Here is a 22,929-nt window from a genome sequence, read left to right as displayed (position 1 = left end):
CGCTCGAAACTCATCGGTGCTCATCGGACCTCACCAGACGTTGAGCCATACCCTTCGGCTTCTCGGCGACCTCACATCGCTTGCACCCGTTGACAACTCGGCATAAGAGGTCAGGCCGACCGATCGGGAGCGGTTCGCGGAACCCCGTGGGCTATGTCGTGAAAAGCGGACCGGAGCAGCGCGGTGATTCGTTCGGGCTCGGCGTCGCGCAGACCGTCCAGTTGGAGCAGATAGCGTCCGATGACCGCGCCGATGGTGAGGGCGCCGATGAGCCCGGCGCGCAGGTCCGCGTCATCGGCGGCGAGGTGCTGGGCCGCCTGCTGCTGACGGGAGACCATGGCGGACCTGACCTCGTCGGCGGCCTCGGGGTGGGTGAACATGGATCGGATCGAGGCAAGCGCATCGATCGGCGCGGCGGCGAGCTTGTCTTCGAGCGCGGCGAGCAACTGCTCGGCCGCCTGCTCTGGCGTGCCGGCGATCAACTCTTCGGCTTCGAACCCCGCGGCCTGGGCGAAGAGCTTGTCCTTGGATCCGAAGTAGCGCATGACGAGTCCCGGATCGGTCTCCGCTTCGGTCGCGATCGCGCGCACGGTGGCCCGGTCGTAGCCGACCTCGGCGAACAATCTCTTAGCTGCCGCCAGGATCCGGGACTCGGTGCGTTGGCGCTGCTCGGCGCGGGTGAGGGGACGGGAGCTCATGTTCTCAGTCTACGTCCGTTGACTGGACGAGGGTCGCACTGTTAGCCTCAGTCTACGGTTGTTGACTGAATCGCGAGCCGCACCATCCCGGCGTAGTCGCCGGACCTCCCCGGGCTGTTGTCGTTCGCGCGAGTCATTTACCGACGAAGAACGCGTCCTCCGGCGACCGGCCGACCCTGGGAAATATTCCCGGCTGGCTGATCGCGAAATACCCGCTCCCACTATGGATCAGGAGAATCTGGCATGTCTCGACCCGTTGCCGCGGCCGGTTTGCGAATCGCCGTCATCGGCCCCGGCGGAATCGGCAGCACTTTCGCTTTTCAGCTCTCCCGCGCGGGTCACGACGTGACCGTCGTCGCGCGCCGATCTCGACTCGAACGCCTGCGCCGCGATCAGGCGATCGTCACCACCACCGGCGAAAAGGCCGCCGTGCGTGTCGCGGGAGAATTGGACACCACGACACCGTGGGATCTCGTGCTCGTCACGGTTCTCGGATCGGAGGTCGACGTGCTGCTCCAGCGGCTGGCGGACTCCGCCGCGCACACCGTCATGTTCATGTTCAACATCTTCGAATCCCTCGACCGCTTCCGCGACGCGGTGGGACCGGAGCGCACAGTATTCGGCTTTCCTTCGGTGGTCGCCACCATTCGAGACGGTGAACTGGAATCCAGGATTCTGGGCGGCGGCACGCCGTCGACCGTTTCCGATGAGCGTTGGGCGGCTGCCTTTTCCGATGCAGGCATCCCGTCGGCCGCACACCCCGATATGGAGAGCTGGCTGCGTACCCACGCTGCGTTCGTCGTGCCGATGTTGCTGGCCGGGCAGAGTGCGCACCGCACCGGCCGCGGTCTCGACCGACGCGAAGCGACCGCACTGGCCCGCGCCCTGCGCGAGGGATTGCGCTTGGTACGCCAACTGGGAAGCAGCATCACCCCCAGCCCGATGGCCGTTCTTAGCCGCCTGCCGATCTCCGTGGTCGCGGCGCTGCTGTGGACGGCCACCCGGCTGCCGGTGTTCGTCAGAACGACCTCGGTGGCGCCGACAGACGAACTGGCGGCACTTATCGACGAGATGAATTCCACAGCGCCACACGGGACACCGGCCCTGCTGGCAGTCCGGCCCGAATAACACTGCCGGACAATCTCGCAGACCTTTCCCACGCCTCGCAGAGTCTGTGGGCGCTGCGAGACGTTGGAAGTCCCTGCGGGGAACCAGCGTCGGATCGCCGGCTGGTGACGGTATGTCAGCTGTAGGCGATGTCTTCGAGGATCTCGAGGACATCGATCACTTTTCGCCGCTGGGTTTCGGTCAGTTTCTCGCGTAGGGCGTCGAGCAGGAAAGGGTCGTCCGGGCCGCGTGTACCGCGCACCATGGCACGCCCCTCGCCGGTGAGCATCAGATTGACGCGGCGCGCGTCGTCGGCGTCGCGCACGCCGACGATCAAGCCTTCGTCGCGCAGTTCGTCTATCAGATTCCGGATCGTTTGCGGGCGCAGCGCCTCCGCCTGCGCCAGTTCGGTCGCGGTCATGGTTTCGAAACGGTCGAGCCTGCCCATCACCGAAAGCTGGGAGGGCGACAGGCGACCGGCGCTGTCCCGCTGGCGACTTCGCCGCAACAGCAGGACGAACACCACGCGCAGGCGCGCGGCGACGGCGGGCAGCGGTACGGACTCCGCGGCGTCCGCAGCTTCGATCTGATCAAAGACCTCACGAAAGCCCTTCTGCTGCGGTGAGAACGACGGAGCCGCCGCCGTCTCGCCAATCTGTTGTGGGGACATGGAACCTCCCGCGGGGTCGAACACGCAGGCTCACCGTAACCCGATCTTCGTGCCGCGACACACCCAGCCGCGCACGCCTTGTGGCGGCTGGGCAACATCCGAGTATCCTTTGTGCCCGCCGACAGATTGATGCAACGACCGGTCTCAGCAACGCAATGCGGCACACTTCCGCGCCGAAAGGGATCGGACCGAACACGATGCTGCGTCAATGCCGTAGGCGAATCCTTGTCGTCGGCGACATATGCTCTGAGACAACAGATCCCGCGCGCCCATGTGCATTCGACGAATGGCCGATTTTCACGATCGATACCGGTGGTCGCGCCCTATCGTCTAGACGTGCAGGCGAACAAGGCATGCCATGGATTCGACCTTCCTGGTTCGCGAAGGCGCGCGGCGACGGCAGCCGCCGATCCCTCGGCGGCAGGAGTGGACGACACACCCGTCCACGCGCTGTGGGAGACGCAATGGTCGCCGCATGGGTTCGAGTACCGTTGGCGCAGTGCGGATTTCGATACCACGACACCGGCCGACGCGTTGGCGCGGACGCCGGTGGGATCGACCGAGACAACCGTGTTCTCGCCCGGTGGAGAACATGCCGTCGAGACACTGCCCACGCTGTCCGGTGGCGGCAGCATCACCGCCGATATCGACGTGCCGGAAACCGATCCCCGCGGACTCCTCTTCGCCCTCGGCAACCGGTGCGGCGGCGTGGCGGTCTATGTCATCGGCTCGAGGCTCCGCGTCGCCGTCACGACGGCGAGCGGAACGTTGCACGTGCGGGCCGACCGAATTCTGACTCCGGGTCGGCACCGTGTCGGCTGCGTACTGCGTCCCGCGGGCGAGAACCTGCACGTCGGCGCGATGCTGGACGGCGTGGTGGTCGGAGGTGGCCGCGGCGAACACCGCCTCCCGCTCACGAACCCGCACGAGCCGACGATCCTGTCCGTGGGCTACGACTGCGGACTCCGTCTCGGCACTCGATATCAGCCGCCGTTCACCTGGAACGGCACGCTGCATCGTCTGAGCATCGACGCCTGACACCTACCGCGCCACCCGCCGCGGGACGGTGTCGGCGTCACGGTGACCGCGAGCCACCATCGCCGAGCGCAGGTACCACAACCCGGAAGCCTGAGTCGGGTCGAAGTCGATGAGTTGACCGATCCGTTTGAGGCGATAGTCGACGGTGTTGGTGTGCACGTGCAGCAGCCGCGCCGTGCGCTGGCGGTTCAGATTGGTGGCGATGTAGGTCTTCAGCGTCTCGAGGAACTCCGGATACTCCTCCAACGGATCCAGCAGCGAACCGAGGAAGTCGCGTGCCGGACCGGGCCGGCTCAGCTGATACTCCAACGCCATGTCGTCGAACCGATACAACCCGGCGTCGAATTGCAACCGCTGCACCATGTCCAGCAGCTCGTGCGCCTCGTCGGCGGCCTCTGGGATCCGTCGCAATCCCGCTTGCACAACGGTCGCCTCGATCGGCGTCTGAGCGGCGTCGGTCAACCACTTCACCAGGAATTCCAATGCGGCGTCGTCGAATTCGTCGACGGGCAACAGAATTGTTCCGCCGTCGACGCTCAACAGCGACAGCGCGCGATCCCCGCACCGGGTGGCCAGCTCCGCTTGCACGCGGCGTAACTTGCGCCGCGCCACCACTTTCGGGTCCAGCTTGCGGTTCGCTTCGTCGGGGTGCGGCGGAATATGCACCGCCAGAACGTGATAGGAGTCGGCGATCGGGACTCCGCACTCGCGGGCCATGGTGGAGTTGCTGTTGCCGCCGAGCAGTGCCGAGGTGAGCGTGTGCACCGCGGTGTGATGCTCGCTGACCACCGCCTTCAGCTCTCGCACGTAGGCGACCGACACGGTCGCGCTGATGGTGTCCAGGATGTCCAGCAACCGGCGCGCGAGATGCACCAGACTCTGGTGATCGCTGGTAGTCGCGTTCGCTAGGACGAGATCGAAGCCCAGCTTGAAACCCTCGTGTATCGCATGCTGGATGGTGTCGATCGGAACGCCCTCGCGCGCCCATTGCGCGGCGGCCGCGCCCACCTGCTCGATGTCGGAACCCGTTTCCTCACCGCCATCGAGCATCCGCGTCGCGAGCTCCAAACACACGCGCGTCACCGCGGCCACGTCCCCACCTAGTGCGTCACCCGGCAGGGTGTTACACGGAGCGACCGTTTCGAGAAAATGCCCGACCATTCGCTGCGATATCTTGCGAACATCCTCGAGATGTGCCGATACCGGTCGGCCCGACACCGTAAGTTCCGGATCGGCCTCCTGTGCGGACATGAAACCTCCCGCTGGTAGTGCACGCGCCGCCACCGTAACCCGCGCAATACCCAGCGGCGGCCGCTCTCCAGCGGGTTTGTGGCAGCTGGGCAACGTCCCGACGTCGTTTGTGCGGACCGACAGATAGATAGAACGGCCGGTCGCACCAACAGCCGCGGTTCTCGTCACCGTGCGCGGCCGCTTCGCCTCCCTCGTCCACGAGCCGCGCCGCCACCTCGATCAGGGTGTCCCGTGTGGTCCGCACCGCCCTCCGCCCCGCCCGCCTACGTCGAGCCGCATCCGGCGCTGGCGGCCGACGGCTATGTCACCCATAGCGAGTCGCTCGTGATCGACGTACCAGGCGATTCGTTGTCAGTCGCCCTCGCGACGGTTCGAATCGCCGGACCCGTTGGCCGACAACGCCATTTCGCGGCGCTCGCCGTCGGCCTCGGTGATCGCGGTGGGAATCTTCGGCAGGGCGTATGGATGGTGGCGGCCGAGCCAGTCCAGCAGTTCCTCGCGGACCGCGCAGCGCAGGTTCCACGCGTCGTCGGCGTCCGCGGCCGACATCGTCGCGCGCACCACGATGTTCGTCGGCGTGCTGTCGGTGACGACCAGGTTCCAGTTGCGGCGGTCCCACTCCGGGCGGTCACGCAGGTAGTCGTGCAGATGCTCGCGCAGCAGCGGCACCGGCGTGCTGTGGTCGAGGTGCAGGAACACCGTGCCAGTGAGCTGGGAGCCGCCCCGCGACCAGTTCTCGTACGGCTTGCTGTTGAAATAGGAGACCGGCATGGTCAGCCTGCGGTCGTCCCAGATTCGCACGGTGAGAAAGGCAAGGGTGATCTCCTCCACGGTCCCCCATTCGCCTTCCACCACGACCGTGTCGCCGATCTTCACCGAATCGCCGAAGGCGATCTGCAACCCGGCCATGAGATTGCTCAACGTCGACTGCGCCGCGACGCCCGCGATGATGCCGATCACGCCTGCCGATGCCAGCATCGAGGTGCCCAGCGTGCGCAGACTCGGGAACAGCAGCAAGATGGAAACCGCGGCGGTCGTGACCACCAGCACCGAGGTGACGATGCGGCGCACCAGCGCGAGCTGGGTGCGCAGTTGGCGGACGCGCGAAATCTCGTTCGTGCGTCCGGCGTAGCGCCGCAGCAGATTCTCGGCGACCGCGTCGGCGGCCCGGATGATCAGCCATGCCGCCGCCATGATCGCCGCGGTGGCCAGCAGGTTCCGTATCGCCGCGTCTTGACGTAAGTTCAACTCCGCCAAGGGATAGGCGGCATGCAGGGTCACCGCACCGACCAGTGCTTGGAAAGGCAGCTGGACCCGGCGCAACAGCATCGGCAGATGCGTATCGGGACGACGACGCGCGGTGTAGCGCAGCAGTCCATCGACCAGCAGTCCCGCCGACACGGTGATCGCGACCGTGCCGAACAGGACGATCAACGGCCGTAATACGTCCTCCACGAGCTCGAACTCCTCTCGTCGTCAGGTGGGCCACGGTGCGCCGCGATAGCGGAAACGCACCGTGGCCTCGGGCGTTCACAGCAGTGCCAGCGTGAAACTCAGCACGCACAGCACGAGAACCCATGCGGCGATGGTCAGGTGGATGGGGCCCGCTTGCTCGGCCGAGCCGGAACGGTGTCGGCGGTCGGCACGATACTGCGGGCGCGAAGCCGAAACGGCCACGTTGTCCTCCTTCAGTCGACTTGCCTCAGCCACTCGCATACCCGCTCCCGCCGAAGATCGACATGAAGACCTTGTGGCGGATCCCACCTCGGCCGCATCAGACCTCGTGATGATTCGAATACTCTCGCCGGTGCGGCATTCCACATCACCTACATAGCCGCGTCGACACAATGCACTGCCGCCCAGACAGTTTCGCCGTGAGGTAGGCGGAGACGTTTCTCTTCCGCCGGCGACCCGAGCGGACCCCCGGTGGTCTGCGTGGCCAGCGTGCGGCCGCTCCGCTCAGCGCGATTGCCCGCGTCGAGACAGCAGCGATTGCAAGACGACCAAGGCGCCGAGGGCGAGCACGGCCACGCCGATCACGCGCAGTCCGAACTCGGCGCCCGCCACGAACGCCGCGACGACCTCGTCGGCGCGCGCGGAGGTGGTGGCGGCGAGCGCCTCGGCCACGGTGCGCGGATCGTGGCCCACGCGAATGTCGGGTGGCAGCGCGGCGACGAACCGGGCGTTGAGCGCGGTGCCGATGACCGCGACGCCGAGCGCGCTGCCGAACTCGCGGGTGGTGGCCTGTAGTCCGGCTCCCACTCCGGCCCGATCGGACGGCAGTGACATGGTGATCGCGCCGGAAAGCGTCGGAAGTGCCAGCGTCACACCGATTCCGGTGACGACGAGCCACGCGGCGTAGGCGGCGTACGGCGTCTGTTCGGTGCTGGTGGATATGCCGAGCAGTCCGCCGCCGACGAACACGAAGGCAAGGGCGACGGTGGCGTCCGGACCGACGCGATGCGCGAGGCGTCCGACGTGCCGGGTGCCGAGGACGACCGGGACGGTGAGCGGGATGATGCCGAGCCCGGTGTGCAGGACGCCGAATCCCTTGCCGTATTGAAGAAACGACGCGTTGACGTAGAACAGCGCGAACATGCCGAAGAAGACCGCCGTCATGCCGAGGCAGGCGCTGCGCAGGCGTGGCAGCCGCAGTATCCGCGGGTCGAGCAGTGGGTGCTCCACTCGCAGTTCGACGATCGTCCAGATCGCGAACAGCGCTGCGGCGCAGCAGAATTCACCGATCACCAACGCGCTGCCCCAGCCCGCCTCCTGGCCTTGAACGATGCCGAGCAGCAGTGCGACCGACGCGCCGACGAGCAGCACGGTGCCGAAGGGGTCGAGGCTCCGGCCGCTGCGCGGCGAAACCGGCGCGACCAGGCCGACGAGCGCCGCGAGGATCAGTGCGACCGGGATTCCCGCACCGAAGAGCCAGCGCCACGACCCGCTCGTCAGCAGGGCTCCGCCGCCGACGTTGCCGACGACTCCGCCGATCCCGGTCATCGAGGCCCAGGTCGCTATCGTCGCGCTCCTGCGTTCGGCGGGTACCGCGTGCAGGAGGATCGCGAGCGTGTTCGGCAGCACGGCGGCGGCGCCGATCCCCGTGACCGCGCGGCCCGCGAGCAGGACGGCGACATTCGGCGCTGCCGCCGAGATCAGCGCGCCGACCGCGAACGAGGTCAGCCCGGCGAGCAGTATCCCCTTGCGCCCGAAGCGGTCCCCTGCCGCACCGCCGGAGATCACCAGGCAGGCGAAGCAGATCACGTAGGTGTCGACGATCCACACCAGCGCCGACGCGGACGGGCGCAGCGCGCTCGCGGCGAGTATGGGGACGGCGAGGTTGATCGCGGCGACCATCCCGACGACGAGGACGACGCATGCGCACATGACGGTGAGCAAGCCGCGCGGGGCGGCCGGACGCACGGACGCGGCGGGTGATGTTGGGTTCAGGACGGTTGATCGCATGCCGATGACGGTATTGACCTGCGACATCTGCACGCCACGCAACTTTTACAACCGACGATTGCGTACTATGCAATCGTGCCTGGGCAGCTCGACCTGAATCTCCTGCGTGTGTTCGACGCACTGCTGTGCGAAGGCAGCGTCACGGCGGCATCGGAACGGCTGAATCTGTCCGTTCCGGCCACCAGCCGAGCGTTGGGCCGGTTGCGGCGCACGATGGGCGACCCGATCCTGGTGCGCGCTGGCCGCGGGCTCGCGCCGACACCGTTCGCGCTGCGCACGGCTCCGCGCGTGCGGTCACTGCTCGACCAAGCCGAGGCGTTGATCAACGCCGACCGGGAGATCACCGTCGCGGAATTGCAGCGCACGTTCACCATTCGCATCAACGACGGCGTCGCGGCGACGCTGGTGACGACCGCGGTCGACGCCGTATCCGCGGCTCCCGGTGTGACGTTGCGGTTCGTGACGGAAGGCACGGAGAGCATCGAGGCGCTGCGTGACGGCTCGATCGATCTCGACGTCGGTGTCGGCGACGAAGACGCTCCCGACATCCACGACGCCGTCCTGTATCGGGAACGACTGGTCGGCGTCGTCCGCGCGGGCAGTGCGCTCGGCCGTCGACGCAGCCCGACCTTGGCACAGCTGTGCCGATATCCGCACGTCTCGGCCTCCCGCCGGGGGCGCGCGCGGGGACCGCTCGACGACGCGCTCGCCGCCGCGGGCCTGCACCGCCACGTCGCCGTCGTCGTGCCCACCTCGGCCGTCGCCGCGCTGTTGGTGTCCGCGAGCGACTACGTAGGACTCATCCCACAGCGCCTCGCCGAGCAATACGGCCGAACCCTCGGCATTCGCTGGTTCCCGATCCCGGCGGACCTGCCGGAAATCGATGTGCGACTGCACTGGCATACACGGCTCGACGCCGACCCCGCACAACGCTGGCTGCGTGACACGATTCGCGAGGCGCTCAGCGCCCCCGGTATCGGCTGATCCCGGCCGACCGCGGGAGCGCGAAAACCGTTCCCGCGTCGGCTCACTCGGCTACTGCATGGCGAAGCGGAGCAGCGCCTGCTTGTCGCCCTGCTTGATCTTGCCCTTGCGGTTGAGCACTTCCAGTTGCCACGCGCCGCCGTTGCGGAAGGCGCGGGCAACGGCATTGGCGTTGTCGGTGCCGAGCAGGGACGGCCAGATGTCGGCGACCTGCTGGCTGCTGCCGCCACTGGCGTCGTAGATCTTGAACGAGATGTTGTTCGCCTTCTCGAACGAGCTGCCCTTCTTGAAGGCCGCCGCCACGAAGACGATGGCGTCGACGCCGCCCGGCACATCGGCGAAGGTGACGTGCACCGTCTCGTCGTCGCCCGCGGCCGCGCCCGTCTGCTCGTCGCCGGTGTGCAGGACCGCGCCGTTGCCCAGCGGATCGAGCGAATCGAGGCCCGCGAAGCGGACCGGCTCGCTGCCCTGCATGAGAATCGCGATCAGGTCCAGGTCGACGCCGCGCTTGCGGCGCGCCCAGCCGAGCGCTCCGCCGCTGGTGCCCGCCGTGGGATCCCAGCTCACCCCGACGCTCAGCTTGGTGATGCCGGCGAGATCCGCGGCGCCGTCCTCTTTCCGGAGCGTGATCATTGCCCGCTTCCCCTTCTACCGTCCGAGTCTCGGTGGTGGCTTTCGCTCGGGCGCAACGCCCCTGGTCTCGACCACGACACTACCCACGAACGGCGGGGCCGTACAACACGAATCAGCCCGCTGCGGCGAGCAGGGTTGCCCGACGGTGCCTTTCGGGGACCCGGCCGGGCGGAGGCGGACTCGGATCAGGCCGCAGCGGACAGCGCCGCGAACTCGTCGTCGGTGAGCGTGATTCGCGCGGCGTCGATGTTCTCCTCGACGTGGGCCACCGAGGAGGTGCCCGGGATCGGCAGGATCACCGGGGAGCGGCGCAGCAGCCAGGCCAGTGCCAGCTGGGCAGGCGTCGCGCCGTGCTCCTTGGCGATGGCGTCCAGCGGGCCGCCTGGCCGGGCGAGTTCACCGGTGGCGATCGGGAACCACGGAATGAACGCTATGTTCTCGGCCTCGGCGTACTCGAGCACCGCCTCGTCGGCGCGGTTGGCCAGGTTGTAGAGGTTCTGCACCGACACGATCGTCGCGATCTCGCGCGCCTGCCGCAGCTGCTCCACGCTCACCTGCGAGACGCCGATGTGCCGGATCTTGCCCTCTTGTTGCAGCAGGACGAGTTCACCGAGCTGGTCGGCCAGCGGCACCTGTGTGTCGATGCGGTGCAGCTGGTAGAGGTCGATGCGGTCGACGCCGAGGTGACGCAGGCTGAGTTCGGTTTGCTGGCGCAGGTATTCCGGCCTGCCGACCGGGCGCCAGTCGCCGGGGCCGGAGCGGGTCAGCCCGCCCTTGGTGGCGATGACGAGATCGTCGGCGTAGGGGTGCAGCGCCTTGCGGATCAGCTGTTCGCTGACGAACGGACCGTACGAGTCGGCGGTGTCGATGAAGTTCACGCCGAGTTCGACGGCGCGGCGCAGCACCCGGACGGCCTCGTCCGGATCCGCGGGGTCGCCCCAGACGCCGGGACCGGTGATCTGCATCGCGCCGTAGCCGAGGCGGTGGACGGGCAGGTCACCACCGAGGGCGAAGACGCCAGACGATTCGGCGGGGCGGGAGGTGTCCGTGGTTGGCATGGGAAACCTTTCTGAGAGAAGACGATTCGTGCGCGCGGCGCCGGGCTACGCGCCCGCGCCGCGCATCATGCCCGGAAACGCTTCGATCGGCGCGCCGAATCCGTCGCGCGTGAAGCCGGCGGACGGCCCGGTGCCGAGCAGCCCCGCGAGTACCGCGTCGATCGCGGGATCGAACAGGTCGCGGGGATTCGCCACGGATTCCAGGCCGATCACCAGCGCGACGCAGATGTCGGCGGCGGCCGCGGGCGGCACGGAACCCGCCGTGCCGGCGGTGTCGAACAACTCGATCAGCAGCCCGCGCAGATCGCCGGTGAACGTGGCGCAGACATCACCGAACAGCCGCGCCTTGGCGTCGAGCAACTCCGCCGCGTGTGGCGAGTCGCCGCGCAGCCGAAGCACCAGCTCGAGTTTCGCCGCAAGGACGCCCCGAATGCGTTCGGCCGCAGGGGCATCCGCCGACGCGGCGGCACGGGCGCAGGCGAGCGCCTGATCGTGCAGCCGCTCGGCGAGCCTGCGCACGGCGTCGTCCTTGCCGCGGACGTACTGATAGACCGCCGACCGGGACACGCCCATCGTGGCGCCGATGTCGTCGACCGTGGTGCGCCGCACGCCGTATCGCGCCAGGCACTCGTAGGTGGCGTCGAGGACCTCGTCGAGCCGGTCGGTGGCCATGATCAGGACAGTTTCCGGATCAGCTCCTCGGCGACGCCGGCCGAGGAGGCGGGGTTCTGGCCGGTGATCAGGTTGCGATCGGCGACCACGTTCGGCGACCACGGGTCCGCCTCGCGGAAGTCGGCGCCGATCTGCACCAACCGGTCCTGCAACAGCCACTTGGCTTTGTCGGCGAAACCGGCTTGCGTCTCTTCGGCATTGGTGAAGCCGGTCAGCGTGTAGCCCGCGAAGGCGTTGGTCCCGTCGGCCTTGGTCGCGGCGAGCAGCGCGGCGGGCGCGTGGCACACCACGGCCAGCGGCTTACCGGAATCCAGTGCGGTGGTGAGCAGTGCGCCGGAGGTGGCGTCGACCGCGAGGTCTTCCATCGGCCCGTGCCCGCCGGGGTAGAACACGGCGTCGTACTCGGCGAGGTCGACGTCGGCCAGCGCGATGGGCTCGGCGAGCTCGGGACTGGTGGACACCACCTCGGCCCGGTGGTCCGCGGTCTCCTGACCGCCGTTGACCTCGGGCGCCAGGCTGCCCTTGTCAACGCTGGGTACGACGCCGCCAGGGGTGGCCACCACGACCTGGTGGCCCGCGCCTTTCAGCGCCTCGAAGGGCACGACGAACTCCTCAGCCCAGTATCCGGTGGGGTGCTTGGTGCCGTCGGCCAGTGTCCAGTAGTCGACACCGGTCATCACGAACAGAATTTTCGCCATTTCTCGTCTCCCTCGTTCGGAACCCGCGACGGGTTCGGTCATCGGTGCACGTCGTCTGGTCCGGATCAGGTCGCCATGTCCACGGACTGACGTTCCGCGTCCGATCCGTCAGTGGCGACATCGACGACGGTAGGCGCGATTCGCCGGGCATCGCCAATAGGAATCGAGATGTGAGACATCGAGTTTTCTATGGCAGCACACTGTTGACATCACGTGATGTCAACAAATACCGTCAGAGGAGCCTGTTTCAACGATGAGAGGCGAGGACGGCGGTATGAGCGAACGAAGTCGGCCGAGCGACAGCGAGGCGGAGACATGAGCGAACGAAGTGAGCGAATCATGTGCCAGCGCGCCTTGCGCATGCCGAAGCCGAGCGACAGCGAGGCGCAGGCATGAGCGAACGAAGTGAGCGAATCATGTGCCAGCGCGCCTTGCGCATGCCGAAGCCGAGCGACAGCGAGGCGCAGGCATGAGCACAACCACGTACGACGACCAGGCGCACGCGATACACGCGCGCGACGTGCGGTTCGATTTCGATTCGGTGCCCATGCACTACATCCCCGGCGAGGTGATGGCGACCCACATCATCAACGTCATGCACCTGGTGCTGCCGGAAGGCGAGCGGGCCATGGCGCAGGCGCTGGCCGAAGCGCTGCCGCTCATCGACGACGAACGGCTGCGCGAGGAAGTCCAGGGATTCATCGGCCAGGAGAACATGCACGCCAGCTCGCACGAGAAGGCGCGCAAGCATCTCGAGTCGATCGGGCTGGACGTCGGCCCGATGGTGGACACCGTGTCTTGGCTGGTCGACCGGGTGCTCGGCGATCACGGCCTGAGCGGGCGCGCCAAGCGCGAGTGGCTCTGCGAGCGGCTCGCCCTGTTCGCCGGGATGGAGCACTACACGGCGGTCATCGGCGAGTGGCTGCTGACGAACGACCAGCTCGAGGCCAAGAACATGCATCCGGCGATGCTGGATCTGATCCGCTGGCACGGCGCGGAGGAAGTGGAGCACCGCAGCGTGGTCTACGACGCCTACATGCACGTCGACGGCGGGTACTTCCGCAAGGCGCGGACCAGCCTGCTGGCGAGCTTCGGCCTGCTCGCGCTGTTCGTGATCTCCGGCGGCTACCTGTTCCACAAGGATCCAGAGCCGGACAAGGGACGGCACTGGCCGCTCCAGATGCTGAGCGCCTCGGCCCGCGGTGTGATTCCGCAGTTCACCACCTTCGTCACCGAGATCCCACGCTATCTGCGGCCGGGTTTCCATCCGTCCCAGCTCGGCCCCATGGACAACGCGATTCGCTACCTCGCGCAGTCGCCCGCGGCCCGCGCGGGTGAGGCGTGAACGCCATCGTGACCGGGAGCTATCGTCCGCCGCTCCCGGCGCGCGCGGTGGCGGGCCTGCTCGGCGCCTACAAGCGCGCTTTCGCCTCCGAGGCAACTGCCGGGCTGCTGTCGCGTCCGAATCCCGTGCGCCGCACTGGTTTCGAGTTACAGCTGCGGATCGACGCGCGCGTCGTCGAGGCCGAGGACGTGATCAGCCTGACGCTGCGGTCGCCCGGCGGCGCTGATCTGCCGTCCTGGATTCCCGGAGCGCACGTCGACGTGTTCCTGCCGTCCGGCCGCCAGCGGCAGTATTCGCTCACCGGCGATCCTTTCGACCGCAAGACGTACCGAATCGCGGTGCGCTATCTCGCCGACGGCGACGGCGGTTCCCGTGAGATGCACGACGAGCTGCGCGAGGGCGACCTGTTGCGAATCAGGGGGCCGCGCAACGCCTTCACCTTCGTCGACGCGCCGGAGTACCTGTTCGTCGCGGGCGGCATCGGCATCACGCCGATCCTGCCGATGGTGACCGAGTGCGCGCGCCGCGGCGCGCCGTGGCGGTTGATCTACCTCGGGCGATCGCGGGCGAGCATGCCGTTCCTGCCACGGCTCGAGCGCTGTCGCGGCGGCCGCCTCGAGGTGCGGCCGGACGACGAGTACGGCGTACCCGATCTCGATGCCCTCATGGCAGAGGCGCCGCGCGGCGCCGCGGTATACGTCTGCGGTCCGCCGCCGCTGATGGAGTCAGCGCGCCGCGTGCTCTCCACCACCGACCCGACCGCCTCGGTGCACACCGAGCGCTTCTCGCCGCTTCCCGTCCAGGACGGCGCGCCGTTCCGTATCACGTTGCTGCGCAGCGGAAAGACGGTCGACGTCGGCGGCGACGAGTCCGCGCTGGCCGCCATTCTGCGCGTGCGGCCCGGCACCCCGTTCTCGTGCAGGCAGGGCTTCTGCGGCACCTGCAAGACGCGGGTCTTCGCAGGCGAGATCGACCACCGCGACCGGTCGCTGCCGGAATCCGAGCGGGATTCCGCCATGCTCACTTGCGTGTCGCGCGCGCTCGGGGACGACCTCGTCCTCGATCTCTGACCCCACGGGCAACGGCGCCCGTTCCGGAAAGGAATCTCCTCATGTCCGCACCGAGCGGAACCGAGCCCGAGCACCGCGCGATCGTCGTGATCGGCGCGGGCATCGCGGGCATCGGCCTCGCCGTCAAGCTGCGCGAAGCAGGTTTCGACGATTTCGTCCTGCTGGAGCGCGCGAGCCGGCTCGGCGGGACCTGGCAGGCCAACACGTACCCTGGCTGCGCCTGCGACGTGCCATCGCACCTGTACTCGTATTCGTTCGCGCCGAACCCGGATTGGTCGCGCACTTATGGGACCCAGCCGGAGATCCTCGCCTACCTGCGCTCGGTGGCCGAGCGCCACGATGTTGTGCGGCACATGCGCTTCGACACCCCGCTGCTCCGCGCGCGCTGGGATGAAGACGCGCTGCGGTGGCGCATCGAGACCGAGCGCGGCGAGTTCTCGGCCGACGTGCTGATCTCCGCGGTCGGCCCGTTCAGCGAGGCCAAGATCCCCGGCTTCCGCGGCCTGAGCGATTTCGAAGGCGCGCAATTCCATTCGCTGCACTGGGATCACGAGCACGACCTCACCGGCGAGCGTGTGGCCGTGATCGGCACCGGCGCGTCGGCAGTGCAATTCATCCCGGAGATCCAGCCGATCGCCCGGCGGCTCACCGTGTTCCAGCGCTCCGCGCCGTGGATCGTCTCCAGGATGGACCGGAGGACGCTCGGTGTGGAACGCGCGCTGCTGCGGCGAATGCCACTGCTGGGCAAGGCGATGCGTGGCGCGTATTTCGCGGGGATCGAGAGCTTCGGCTTGGTCGGATTCGTGGACAGGCGGTTCCGGCATCCGTTCCAGGCGCTGTCGCGGTGGCAGTTGCACCGGCAGGTTCGCGACCCCGAGCTGCGCGAGAAGCTCACGCCCGACTACATGATCGGCTGCAAGCGCGCCATCTTCTCCGACGCGTACTACCCCGCGCTCGCCCAGGACAACGTAGATGTCGTCACCGAGCGCATCGCGGAGATCCGGCCGCGGTCGATCGTCACCGACACGGGCGCGGAATACCCGGTCGACACCATCGTCTGGGGCACCGGGTTCGGTGCGCTGCCGCAGCTGTACGAGCGAATCGTCGGCAAGGACGGCCGGTCGATCGCGGAGGCGTACCGGGACCGGCCCGGCAGCTATCTCGGCGCGGCCGCCGCCGGTTTCCCGAACATGTTCTGCACGTTGGGCCCGTTCGGCGCGGCCGGGAATCAATCGGCCATCTACATGATCGAGGCCCAGATCGGCTACATCGTGGACGCGCTGAAGACGATGCGCGACAGGGGTATCCGTCGCGTCGAGGTGCGTCCCGGCGTGCAGCGGTCCTTCCTGGACGAGATGGAGGAACGCAGCAGGGAGACCGTCTGGCTGAAGGGCGGCTGCGACAGCTACTACACCACGGCCGACGGCCGCAACGCCGGTCTGTATCCGGACTGGAGCTTCCAATACCGCCGCCGCGTCGCCGAATTCGACGTCGCGTCCTACGAAGCGAGTGTCCGATGAGCGCGCACACCCTGCACACCGTGCGAAAACTGTTGCAAGCGGTACCGTCCGCGCTGGCGGGCGGCCGGGGAGGGTACGACGTCGAGGGCAAAATCGTGGTGATCACCGGGTCCGCGACGGGCATCGGATACGCGCTGGCCCGGCTGTTGTACGCGCGGGGTGCGCGTCTCGCGCTGGTCGACATCGACGGCAGGGCGGCCGCCGCCGCGGCGACCGGGCTCGGCAGTCGCGCCATCGGGATCGGGGCCGACGTGGCGGATCGCGCGGACATGCGCCTGGCGATCGACCGGGTGCGCGAGCGCTTCGGCGGCATCGACGTGGTCGTGGCCAACGCGGGCATCGTGCCGAAACCGTCGAGCATCCGGCTGATGGATCCGGCGGATTTCGATCGCGTCCTCGCGGTGAATCTGACCGGCGTGTTCAACACGGTCCACCCGAGCCTCGACGACATCGTCGCCGCGCGCGGGCACGTGGTCGTCGTCTCGTCCTGCGCCGCATTCGCGCCGGGCATGGGCGGGTCGCCGTACATGGTGAGCAAGGCGGGCGTCGAGCAGTTCGGCCGGGCGCTGCGCGTCGAGCTCGCCGCCTCCGGCGCGACGGCGGGCGTGGCCTATTTCGGCATCGTCGACACCGCGATGACCCACGAGACGCTCGATGACGACGACATGGGCGCCGAACTCGGCGACCTGCTGCCCTGGCCGCTGAACAAGCGGATCAGCCCCACCGAGGCCGCCGCGTCCATCGCCGACGGCATCGCAAGGCGCGCGCCCCGCACCATCGCCCCCGCGGGCTGGGAGCCGTACGCCATGCTGCGCGGCGCGCTGAACGTGGTTCTCGATCAGCAGCTCAGCACCGACGAGCGGGTGCGGTCGCTGACGAACCGCCTGGAGCAGCGCATCCGCGCGGAGCGGGGGCGCGCGATCGACGCGTGACGACGCGGTTGTGAATTGACTCATAGTTAATTTACTATCTAGTCAATTCGAGCCGTGGAGAGGATGCGGATGGCGACGCGGTCGTGGTGGGGCTGGGGGAACGTGGCGGACGCCGTGACCGGCGAGGAGCGCGCGGCGTTGGCGCGCCGAGTGGCGGCGACGCTGCCCGGCGCGGATCTCACCGTGCACGAGCCTCCCGAGCTGTCGTCACTGGAACTGCCCGCGCCGCGTGTGCGGGTGCCGGATGCCTTGGCCCCGTTGGCTTCCGAGGACCCCGTCGATCGTGTGGCGCACTCGCGCGGGCAGGCTTTCCGCGACGTGGTGCGGAATCTGCTCGGGCGCGTCGACAACGTGGTCGATCAGGTCGTGCGCCCGCGCACCGAGAGGGACGTGATCGACGTGCTCGACTGGTGCACCGCTTCCGGAGTCGCGGCGATTCCGTACGGCGGCGGCACTTCCGTCGTCGGCGGAGTCGAACCGCGTTGCGCCGAAGACTATCCCGCGACGATCGCCGTGGATCTCGGTGACCTGAACCGCGTTCTGGAGATCGACCGCACCAGCCGCGCGGCGCGCATCCAGGCGGGCATTCTCGGTCCGGCGCTGGAAGACGCGCTGCGCTGGCACGATCTGACGCTGCGCCACTTCCCGCAGTCCTTCGAGTTCTCCAGCCTCGGCGGTTGGCTGGCCACTCGCGCCGGTGGGCACTACGCGACTGTCTACACCCATATCGACGACATGGTCGAGTCGATGCGGGTCGTCACCCCGATCGGCGTGAGCGAATCGCGCAGGCTGCCGGGATCGGGCGCTGGTCCGGCGCCGGACCGGATGTTCCTCGGCTCCGAGGGCATTCTCGGCGTGATCACCGAGGCGTGGATGCGTCTGCAGGATCGGCCACGGTGGCGGGCGGGCGCTTCGGCCGTCTTCGACGACTACGCGAAGGCGGTCGCCGCGACCAGGACCATAGCCCAGTCCGGGCTGTTTCCGACCAACTGCCGATTGCTGGATCCGGTGGAGGCGTTCCTCAACGCCGGAACCGCCTCCGCGGGCGGCGTGCTGGTGCTCGGGTTCGAGTCGGCGGACCATCCGGTGACCGAGCCGATGCAGCGCGCGGTGCAGATCTGTCGCGAGCACGGCGGCCGATTTCCCGACGGCGTGCGCATCACCGACGCGGCCGAGGACAAGGCGAGCGCGGGCGCCGCGGACACCTGGCGGTCTTCCTTCTTGCGCATGCCCTACCAGCGCGACGCGCTCGCGGCGCAGTCCATGATCGTGGAGACCTTCGAAACCGCCTGCACCTGGGACCGTTTCGAGGCGCTGCGCGCCGCGGTGCTGGACGCGGCGACCTCCGCCTTCGACGCGCTCGGCGTGACCGGGGTGGTCAGCTGCCGGTTCACCCACGTCTATCCCGACGGTCCCGCACCGTATTTCGGCGTCTACGCCGCCGGGCAGTGGGGCCGCACCGTAGAGCAGTGGGACGAGATCAAGGCCGCGGTCTCGGAGGCGCTGGCGACCAACGGCGCGACCATCACCCATCATCACGCGGTCGGCCGCGATCACCGGCCGTGGTACGACCGCCAGCGACCGGAACCCTTCGCCGCCGCATTGCGCGCGGCGAAGTCGACGCTCGATCCGGCGGGCATCCTCAACCCCGGCGTGCTGATCGATCCGCCCCACACCGATCGACCGCGCCCGTGCCGCGGTCGATGCCTGTAGCTACGAAAAAGCCCTGCGCGCCAGAAACTTCGCGCAGCATGCGGCGAACCGGCGATCACTCGCTATCTGCCGGGCCAGGTCCCGGTCAAGCGTTGATATCCCGCCGCACCGGCACGATCGACGGCCGCCTTCACCAAGCCGAAGATGGCGCCCTGTAGCGCGGCCGCGATCAGCACTTCGCGCCAACCGTACTCGCGCGCCGTCGCGCTGGGCGCTCGATCCTCTCCGCTCACCCGCCGCCACACCCGGGTGAACACCGCGTTGGCCGCGACGCCGCCGAGCACGCCGACGATCATGCCGAGCGGCTTGTACAGCATCGTCATGCCCGCCTCCGCGCGATCCACCAGATCAGCACCACACCGACGATCGCGGCCGCCGTGATCGACAGCGGCCGCCCGCGCGCCGCGCCGAGCACCTGCTTGCCGACCCCCGCCACCGGGGGCGCGCCCGAGGTAGCGCGGCCGACCAAGTGCTCGACCTGCGCGCGTGCGTGTTCCGCGGTGTCGCGCGCGTAATGCTTGGCGTCGGCGGCACGGTGCCGCGCCGCGTCCGCGGCGTGATGCATCTTGTCCTCGGCGCCGGTCGGGACATCGAATTTGTCGGTCAGCTCACCGAGCCGCCGCTTGACCCGAGTCCCGTCCCGCCGTATGGCATCGGAGATGTGCGAGACGTCCGGTCGTCCCTTGTTGCTCATCGTCGGCTCCCTTTCTCGGCCTCGACGTCACGGAGGGCGACCGTCCGCTGAGGCGCGCGTCGCTCGCCTCCGTTCGCTGGCCGGTTACCCGGCCATATGCAGGTGAAACAGGGTTACAACGCCGGACGCGCCCATCGGCGACCGCGGTGCCGTCGGGTCAGCGCGTCGCGCTGCCCAGGCAGAAAGTGGTCTTGGGCTCGGCCAAGGTGAGGTACTTGTCGGCGTCCTCGCCGCACAGGTTCTCATCGGCCTGCCCGTCGATGCGCCGCACGACCTTGAAGCTGGCCTCCGAGGCGGTGCAGGCCACGTACTTGTAGCCGGTGAGCATGCTTTCGTTGTAGCAGAGGCCCTGCTTGAAGTTCGGGGCCAGGCAGAGGAACGCGGTGGTGCCGCCGTTGAGGGTCTCCTCGTAAGAGGTGTGGTCCTCGTGGCACTCGGTCTTGTTGTCGAAGACCTGCACGACCTTGTAGACGGCGAGGTCCGACGAGCAGTCCACCGGCTCGGTCTCGGGGTCGATCATCGACCCCTCGATGACGTTGATGCAGTCGCCGACGTTCGCGCGGGCGGTGTCGGACTTACTGGCATCCTGGACCACCTGGGCGCCCTTCTCCACCGCCGAACAGCCGAGCGCGCCCAACGCGGCCACGGTGGCGAGCGCCAGCGGCAACCGCGTGAGGATGCCAGAACCAACGAATTTCATTCGTGTCACTTTCTCGTCGATGCGAAGGCGACCGACCGGAGTACCCCTCGTCGCGCCGAACTCCGGCCGTCGCCGTGCCCTTCGGCATGCCCCGCAGGGTCGCGATCGGCCTCGAACACCCAATCGCACAATCGCGCGGACAGCATCCGGGAAAACACGGGAATCCCTCGCGGCGTCCTGGCGCCGGTTAAGCTCGGCCCGGATTGTTTCGCGGCGAGTTTGCCGGAAGTCGGCGGAGGATGATGGTCGAGCGCGCATTCGTGGGACGCCGCGCCCAGCTCGCCGCCCTCGAAGAAGCCCTGGAATCGCCCGACGGCCCGTGGGTGCTGCTGGTCGACGGGCAGGCCGGCATCGGCAAATCCCGGTTGCTCGCGGCGCTCGCCCCGGCCGCCGTCCGCCGTGGACTGCGGGTGCTGACGGTCACGGCCACCGAGGACGAGCAGCCGCAACCTCTGCACGTGATTCACGATGTGCTGGAACGCCTCGCCGACGCGGGGGCCGACGTGTCGAAGGTGCCCACCGACGGCGACCTCACCTCGATCGGCAGCGCCCTGCGCAGGCATCTCGCCACGACGAGCACGCTGCTCGTCGTCGACGACGCCCACTGGGCGGACGCCGAATCCGTCCGCGCGCTGGCATATCTCGTCCGCAATCGCCCCGCGCCGTCGTTCCGGCTGCTGCTCTCCTACCGCTCCGGACAATGCCCGGCCGCCCTTACCCGCGTGCTCACCGCGACCCATACCGCGAACCGGTCGGTGCGGGTGCCGCCGTTCTCGGAAGACGACGTCGCCGCCCTGCTACCGGAGGCGACGGCCGCGCGCCGCGCTCGGCTGCTCACCGCCTCCCGTGGCAACCCGCTCTACCTGCTGCTTCTCGCCGACCTGCCGGATCGGGAGGTGGAGCGGGCGATCGACGGCGAGGACCCGGCCCAGGGCGACTACCCGGGACTGGACCGCACGCTGCGCGCCGAACTCGCGCAGCTGCCGCACCGGGAACGGCTCCTCGCCAAGGCCGCGGCGCTGTGCGGCGCCAACGCCGATCTCGAAATACTTTGCACCACAGCCGAATTGCCGCTCGAAGAGGTCGTCGCCGCACTGGATGAGTTGAGCAGGCGCGGGCTGGTGCACGTCGCCGGATCGTCGGTGACCTTCGGCCACCCGCTGATTCGCACCGCCGCGTACCAGCTGGCGGGCGCGGGCTGGCGGGCCGCCGCGCACCGCAGGGCCGCCGCGCTGCTCCGGCGCCGCGGCGCCGCACTGCCCGCGCTGGCTCGCCATCTCGAACTCGGCCTTCTCGGCACCGACCCGATCGCCGCCGCGGAGCTGAAAGGCGCTGCGACGGAGGTGTTGCCGAGTGCGCCTGGCACCAGCGCGCGGTGGATCGCCGCGGCCATGCGGGCGGCTCCCGGCAGGCGGCCCGAACCGCCGGAAGACCGGCTGTTGCTCGGCCGCGCGCTGCTGCTGTCAGGAGCCGGGGCGCGAGCGCGCGAGGCGCTCGAACCGCTGATCGCGAGCCCCGGCGCGTATCGGCTGGAGGCGCTGCTGCTTTCGGCGCGCTGCGAGCGCATGCTCGGCCGGGTCGACCTGGCGCGGGCGCTGCTGGCCGCGGCCGCCGAGCTGCCGCTGCTGCCAGGCGACGGACCCGTCCAGCTCGAGCTGGCCATCCTCGAGATGCAGGATCATCAAGACGCCGAGGGCCGGGCGCGACTGGACGCGCTGTTCGCCTCCGAGGCCGTCGCCGATCCCGCGGTGCGCGCGGCCGCGACCGCGCTGCGCTGCCTCGGCGCGGTGTCCGAACTGCGCATCGAGGCGGCTCGCGCGGAGTTCGACCGGGCCGACCGGGAATTCGAGCGACTCGACGACGGCGGGCTGCGCGAGGTGGTGCACGTGCTGCCCGCGCTTGGCTGGTCGGCGTACTTCCTCGACACGCAGGCGAGAGGTCTGGCGCACCTGGACCGCGCCGTGCTCGTCAGTCGCCGCTTCGGGCGCAGCTACGCGCTGGCCGAACTGCACACGGTGCGCGCCTATTGCCTGATGAAGCTGGGCCGCGTAGGCGAGGCGCTGGCGGCGGCCGAGGACGCCGACGACCTGGCCCGCCAGTTCGGCTATTCCGATCTGGTTCCGTTCGCGGGTTCGCTCGCCCTTCGCGCACTGCAACTGACCGCGCCGCGCGAGGCCGTGCTCCGGCAGTGGGAGGCGGTCTCGGGCCTGCCGCGACCGGTGATGCGCTGGTGGCGGCAGGTGGTGGAGTCGACCGTGCACGAGGTCGGGGCACGCCTCGGCGTGCTGGATCCCGGTGTCGAGGCTCCCGTGGGCGCGCGGCCGGGCCCGATGATGCCGACACAGTTGGCGAGATACGCGAATCTCCTTCTCGCCCAGGGCGATCATGATGCGGTGCGGGAGCTCGTCAGCCGCGCCGAGGTAGCCGCCGCTCACCTCGGACTGCCGAGTCAGCTGGCGGCCGCGTCCCTGTCGCGCGCCGAATACTGCTTCGCGACAGAAGATCTCGACTCCGCCGAGGCCGCGGCGACCGCCGCCATCGGGCAGTTCGACCTGGCCGATATGCCGGTCGACAGCGCTCGGGCGATGCTGCTCACCGCGCAGATCGCCGGGCGGCGAGGCGATTTCGCGCTCGCCACCAGGCGCCTGGCCGGTGCGCGCGAGACGTTCGCGGCCGCGGGC

The 22,929-nt window shown here is 68.8% G+C and carries 22 protein-coding genes; 9 read left to right on the top strand and 13 right to left on the bottom strand.

What is annotated here, in order from left to right:
- Positions 1-110 precede the first annotated feature (110 nt).
- Positions 111-698, bottom strand: coding sequence for a TetR/AcrR family transcriptional regulator (locus NX1_RS26070; RefSeq protein ID WP_068064429.1), 588 nt, complete (start codon positions 696-698; stop codon positions 111-113).
- A 243-nt stretch (positions 699-941) separates the two neighbouring features.
- Between NX1_RS26070 and NX1_RS26065 the strand changes: the two genes are divergently transcribed.
- Positions 942-1,826, top strand: a complete 885-nt coding sequence (locus NX1_RS26065) for a ketopantoate reductase family protein (protein ID WP_068064426.1) — start codon at positions 942-944, stop codon at positions 1,824-1,826.
- Positions 1,827-1,941: 115 nt separating this feature from the next.
- On the opposite strand, the gene NX1_RS26060 is transcribed toward NX1_RS26065, so the two are convergent.
- Positions 1,942-2,499: a MarR family winged helix-turn-helix transcriptional regulator gene (locus NX1_RS26060; RefSeq protein ID WP_157120064.1), complete on the bottom strand. Its 558-nt coding sequence runs from the start codon at positions 2,497-2,499 to the stop codon at positions 1,942-1,944.
- Between the two features lie 312 nt (positions 2,500-2,811).
- Between NX1_RS26060 and NX1_RS26055 the strand changes: the two genes are divergently transcribed.
- Entirely contained in the window at positions 2,812-3,513 is a 702-nt protein-coding gene (locus NX1_RS26055; RefSeq protein ID WP_157120062.1) for a hypothetical protein, read from the top strand.
- Positions 3,514-3,516: 3 nt separating this feature from the next.
- On the opposite strand, the gene NX1_RS26050 is transcribed toward NX1_RS26055, so the two are convergent.
- The 4 genes from NX1_RS26050 to NX1_RS26035 all read right to left on the bottom strand — a co-directional run bounded on the left by NX1_RS26050 (position 3,517) and on the right by NX1_RS26035 (position 8,229).
- Positions 3,517-4,764, bottom strand: coding sequence for a PucR family transcriptional regulator (locus NX1_RS26050; RefSeq protein WP_068064419.1), 1,248 nt, complete (start codon positions 4,762-4,764; stop codon positions 3,517-3,519).
- Positions 4,765-5,115: 351 nt separating this feature from the next.
- The gene (locus NX1_RS26045; RefSeq protein ID WP_068064417.1) at positions 5,116-6,219 is read right to left on the bottom strand and encodes a mechanosensitive ion channel family protein; all 1,104 of its coding nucleotides are present in this window, start codon (positions 6,217-6,219) and stop codon (positions 5,116-5,118) included.
- 75 nt (positions 6,220-6,294) lie between these two features.
- Positions 6,295-6,441 (bottom strand): hypothetical protein, encoded by a 147-nt coding sequence (locus tag NX1_RS26040; RefSeq protein ID WP_157120060.1) that lies wholly within the window; start codon positions 6,439-6,441, stop codon positions 6,295-6,297.
- A 282-nt stretch (positions 6,442-6,723) separates the two neighbouring features.
- Positions 6,724-8,229 carry an MFS transporter gene (locus tag NX1_RS26035; protein WP_068064582.1) on the bottom strand — a complete coding sequence of 502 codons (1,506 nt, stop codon included), beginning with the start codon at positions 8,227-8,229 and terminating at the stop codon, positions 6,724-6,726.
- A gap of 75 nt (positions 8,230-8,304) precedes the next feature.
- Here NX1_RS26035 and NX1_RS26030 point away from each other — a divergent pair, with 75 nt between their 5' ends.
- On the top strand, positions 8,305-9,213 hold the full coding sequence (locus tag NX1_RS26030) for a LysR family transcriptional regulator (protein WP_068064411.1): 909 nt from the start codon (positions 8,305-8,307) through the stop codon (positions 9,211-9,213).
- A gap of 51 nt (positions 9,214-9,264) precedes the next feature.
- Here NX1_RS26030 and NX1_RS26025 read toward each other — a convergent pair whose 3' ends face one another.
- The 4 genes from NX1_RS26025 to NX1_RS26010 all read right to left on the bottom strand — a co-directional run bounded on the left by NX1_RS26025 (position 9,265) and on the right by NX1_RS26010 (position 12,274).
- Complete coding sequence (locus tag NX1_RS26025; RefSeq protein WP_068064404.1) at positions 9,265-9,846, bottom strand: TerD family protein; 582 nt, start codon at positions 9,844-9,846, stop codon at positions 9,265-9,267.
- A 185-nt stretch (positions 9,847-10,031) separates the two neighbouring features.
- On the bottom strand, positions 10,032-10,904 hold the full coding sequence (locus NX1_RS26020) for an aldo/keto reductase (RefSeq protein ID WP_068064402.1): 873 nt from the start codon (positions 10,902-10,904) through the stop codon (positions 10,032-10,034).
- A 45-nt stretch (positions 10,905-10,949) separates the two neighbouring features.
- A complete protein-coding gene (locus NX1_RS26015) occupies positions 10,950-11,576 on the bottom strand; it encodes a TetR/AcrR family transcriptional regulator (protein ID WP_068064400.1) in 627 nt (208 codons plus the stop codon).
- 2 nt (positions 11,577-11,578) lie between these two features.
- Complete coding sequence (locus NX1_RS26010) at positions 11,579-12,274, bottom strand: type 1 glutamine amidotransferase domain-containing protein (protein WP_068064396.1); 696 nt, start codon at positions 12,272-12,274, stop codon at positions 11,579-11,581.
- A 469-nt stretch (positions 12,275-12,743) separates the two neighbouring features.
- Between NX1_RS26010 and NX1_RS26005 the strand changes: the two genes are divergently transcribed.
- The 5 genes from NX1_RS26005 (at position 12,744) to NX1_RS25985 (ending at position 18,854) form a co-directional block, all read left to right on the top strand.
- Positions 12,744-13,619, top strand: coding sequence for a metal-dependent hydrolase (locus NX1_RS26005; RefSeq protein WP_068064394.1), 876 nt, complete (start codon positions 12,744-12,746; stop codon positions 13,617-13,619).
- Between the two features lie 8 nt (positions 13,620-13,627).
- Positions 13,628-14,689 (top strand): PDR/VanB family oxidoreductase, encoded by a 1,062-nt coding sequence (locus NX1_RS26000; RefSeq protein ID WP_068064579.1) that lies wholly within the window; start codon positions 13,628-13,630, stop codon positions 14,687-14,689.
- 41 nt (positions 14,690-14,730) lie between these two features.
- Positions 14,731-16,209 carry a flavin-containing monooxygenase gene (locus NX1_RS25995; RefSeq protein ID WP_068064392.1) on the top strand — a complete coding sequence of 493 codons (1,479 nt, stop codon included), beginning with the start codon at positions 14,731-14,733 and terminating at the stop codon, positions 16,207-16,209.
- The gene (locus tag NX1_RS25990; protein ID WP_068064390.1) at positions 16,206-17,141 is read left to right on the top strand and encodes an SDR family oxidoreductase; all 936 of its coding nucleotides are present in this window, start codon (positions 16,206-16,208) and stop codon (positions 17,139-17,141) included. The genes NX1_RS25995 and NX1_RS25990 overlap by 4 nt, the downstream gene beginning before the upstream one ends.
- 63 nt (positions 17,142-17,204) lie before the next feature.
- Positions 17,205-18,854 carry an FAD-binding oxidoreductase gene (locus tag NX1_RS25985; protein ID WP_068064388.1) on the top strand — a complete coding sequence of 550 codons (1,650 nt, stop codon included), beginning with the start codon at positions 17,205-17,207 and terminating at the stop codon, positions 18,852-18,854.
- A gap of 62 nt (positions 18,855-18,916) precedes the next feature.
- On the opposite strand, the gene NX1_RS25980 is transcribed toward NX1_RS25985, so the two are convergent.
- The 3 genes from NX1_RS25980 to NX1_RS25970 all read right to left on the bottom strand — a co-directional run bounded on the left by NX1_RS25980 (position 18,917) and on the right by NX1_RS25970 (position 20,248).
- On the bottom strand, positions 18,917-19,177 hold the full coding sequence (locus NX1_RS25980; RefSeq protein ID WP_068064576.1) for a DUF4235 domain-containing protein: 261 nt from the start codon (positions 19,175-19,177) through the stop codon (positions 18,917-18,919).
- Positions 19,174-19,548 (bottom strand): hypothetical protein, encoded by a 375-nt coding sequence (locus NX1_RS25975; RefSeq protein WP_068064386.1) that lies wholly within the window; start codon positions 19,546-19,548, stop codon positions 19,174-19,176. Before NX1_RS25975 ends, NX1_RS25980 begins: the two co-directional genes overlap by 4 nt.
- Before the next feature lie 157 nt (positions 19,549-19,705).
- Positions 19,706-20,248, bottom strand: a complete 543-nt coding sequence (locus tag NX1_RS25970) for an LppU/SCO3897 family protein (protein WP_068064384.1) — start codon at positions 20,246-20,248, stop codon at positions 19,706-19,708.
- A gap of 242 nt (positions 20,249-20,490) precedes the next feature.
- On the opposite strand from NX1_RS25970, the gene NX1_RS25965 reads away from it, so the two are divergent.
- Positions 20,491-22,929: AAA family ATPase (locus NX1_RS25965; protein WP_169812286.1), on the top strand; the 2,439-nt coding region annotated here is incomplete at its 3' end.

The organism is Nocardia xishanensis NBRC 101358 (assembly GCF_001613365.1).
Classification (GTDB): Bacteria; Actinomycetota; Actinomycetes; order Mycobacteriales; family Mycobacteriaceae; genus Nocardia; species Nocardia xishanensis.
This window is presented reverse-complemented; position numbering and strand designations above follow the sequence as displayed.

Bases quoted from the DNA above. Each gene is read 5' to 3' on its own strand.
- NX1_RS26070 (WP_068064429.1), bottom strand. From the start codon at position 698: ATGAGCTCCCGTCCCCTCACCCGCGCCGAGCAGCGCCAACGCACCGAG.
- NX1_RS26065 (WP_068064426.1), top strand. From the start codon at position 942: ATGTCTCGACCCGTTGCCGCGGCCGGTTTGCGAATCGCCGTCATCGGC.
- NX1_RS26050 (WP_068064419.1), bottom strand. From the start codon at position 4,764: ATGTCCGCACAGGAGGCCGATCCGGAACTTACGGTGTCGGGCCGACCG.
- NX1_RS26035 (WP_068064582.1), bottom strand. From the start codon at position 8,229: ATGCGATCAACCGTCCTGAACCCAACATCACCCGCCGCGTCCGTGCGT.
- NX1_RS26025 (WP_068064404.1), bottom strand. From the start codon at position 9,846: ATGATCACGCTCCGGAAAGAGGACGGCGCCGCGGATCTCGCCGGCATC.
- NX1_RS26020 (WP_068064402.1), bottom strand. From the start codon at position 10,904: ATGCCAACCACGGACACCTCCCGCCCCGCCGAATCGTCTGGCGTCTTC.
- NX1_RS26015 (WP_068064400.1), bottom strand. From the start codon at position 11,576: ATGGCCACCGACCGGCTCGACGAGGTCCTCGACGCCACCTACGAGTGC.
- NX1_RS26010 (WP_068064396.1), bottom strand. From the start codon at position 12,274: ATGGCGAAAATTCTGTTCGTGATGACCGGTGTCGACTACTGGACACTG.
- NX1_RS26005 (WP_068064394.1), top strand. From the start codon at position 12,744: ATGAGCACAACCACGTACGACGACCAGGCGCACGCGATACACGCGCGC.
- NX1_RS25995 (WP_068064392.1), top strand. From the start codon at position 14,731: ATGTCCGCACCGAGCGGAACCGAGCCCGAGCACCGCGCGATCGTCGTG.
- NX1_RS25990 (WP_068064390.1), top strand. From the start codon at position 16,206: ATGAGCGCGCACACCCTGCACACCGTGCGAAAACTGTTGCAAGCGGTA.
- NX1_RS25985 (WP_068064388.1), top strand. From the start codon at position 17,205: ATGCGGATGGCGACGCGGTCGTGGTGGGGCTGGGGGAACGTGGCGGAC.
- NX1_RS25980 (WP_068064576.1), bottom strand. From the start codon at position 19,177: ATGACGATGCTGTACAAGCCGCTCGGCATGATCGTCGGCGTGCTCGGC.
- NX1_RS25975 (WP_068064386.1), bottom strand. From the start codon at position 19,548: ATGAGCAACAAGGGACGACCGGACGTCTCGCACATCTCCGATGCCATA.
- NX1_RS25970 (WP_068064384.1), bottom strand. From the start codon at position 20,248: ATGAAATTCGTTGGTTCTGGCATCCTCACGCGGTTGCCGCTGGCGCTC.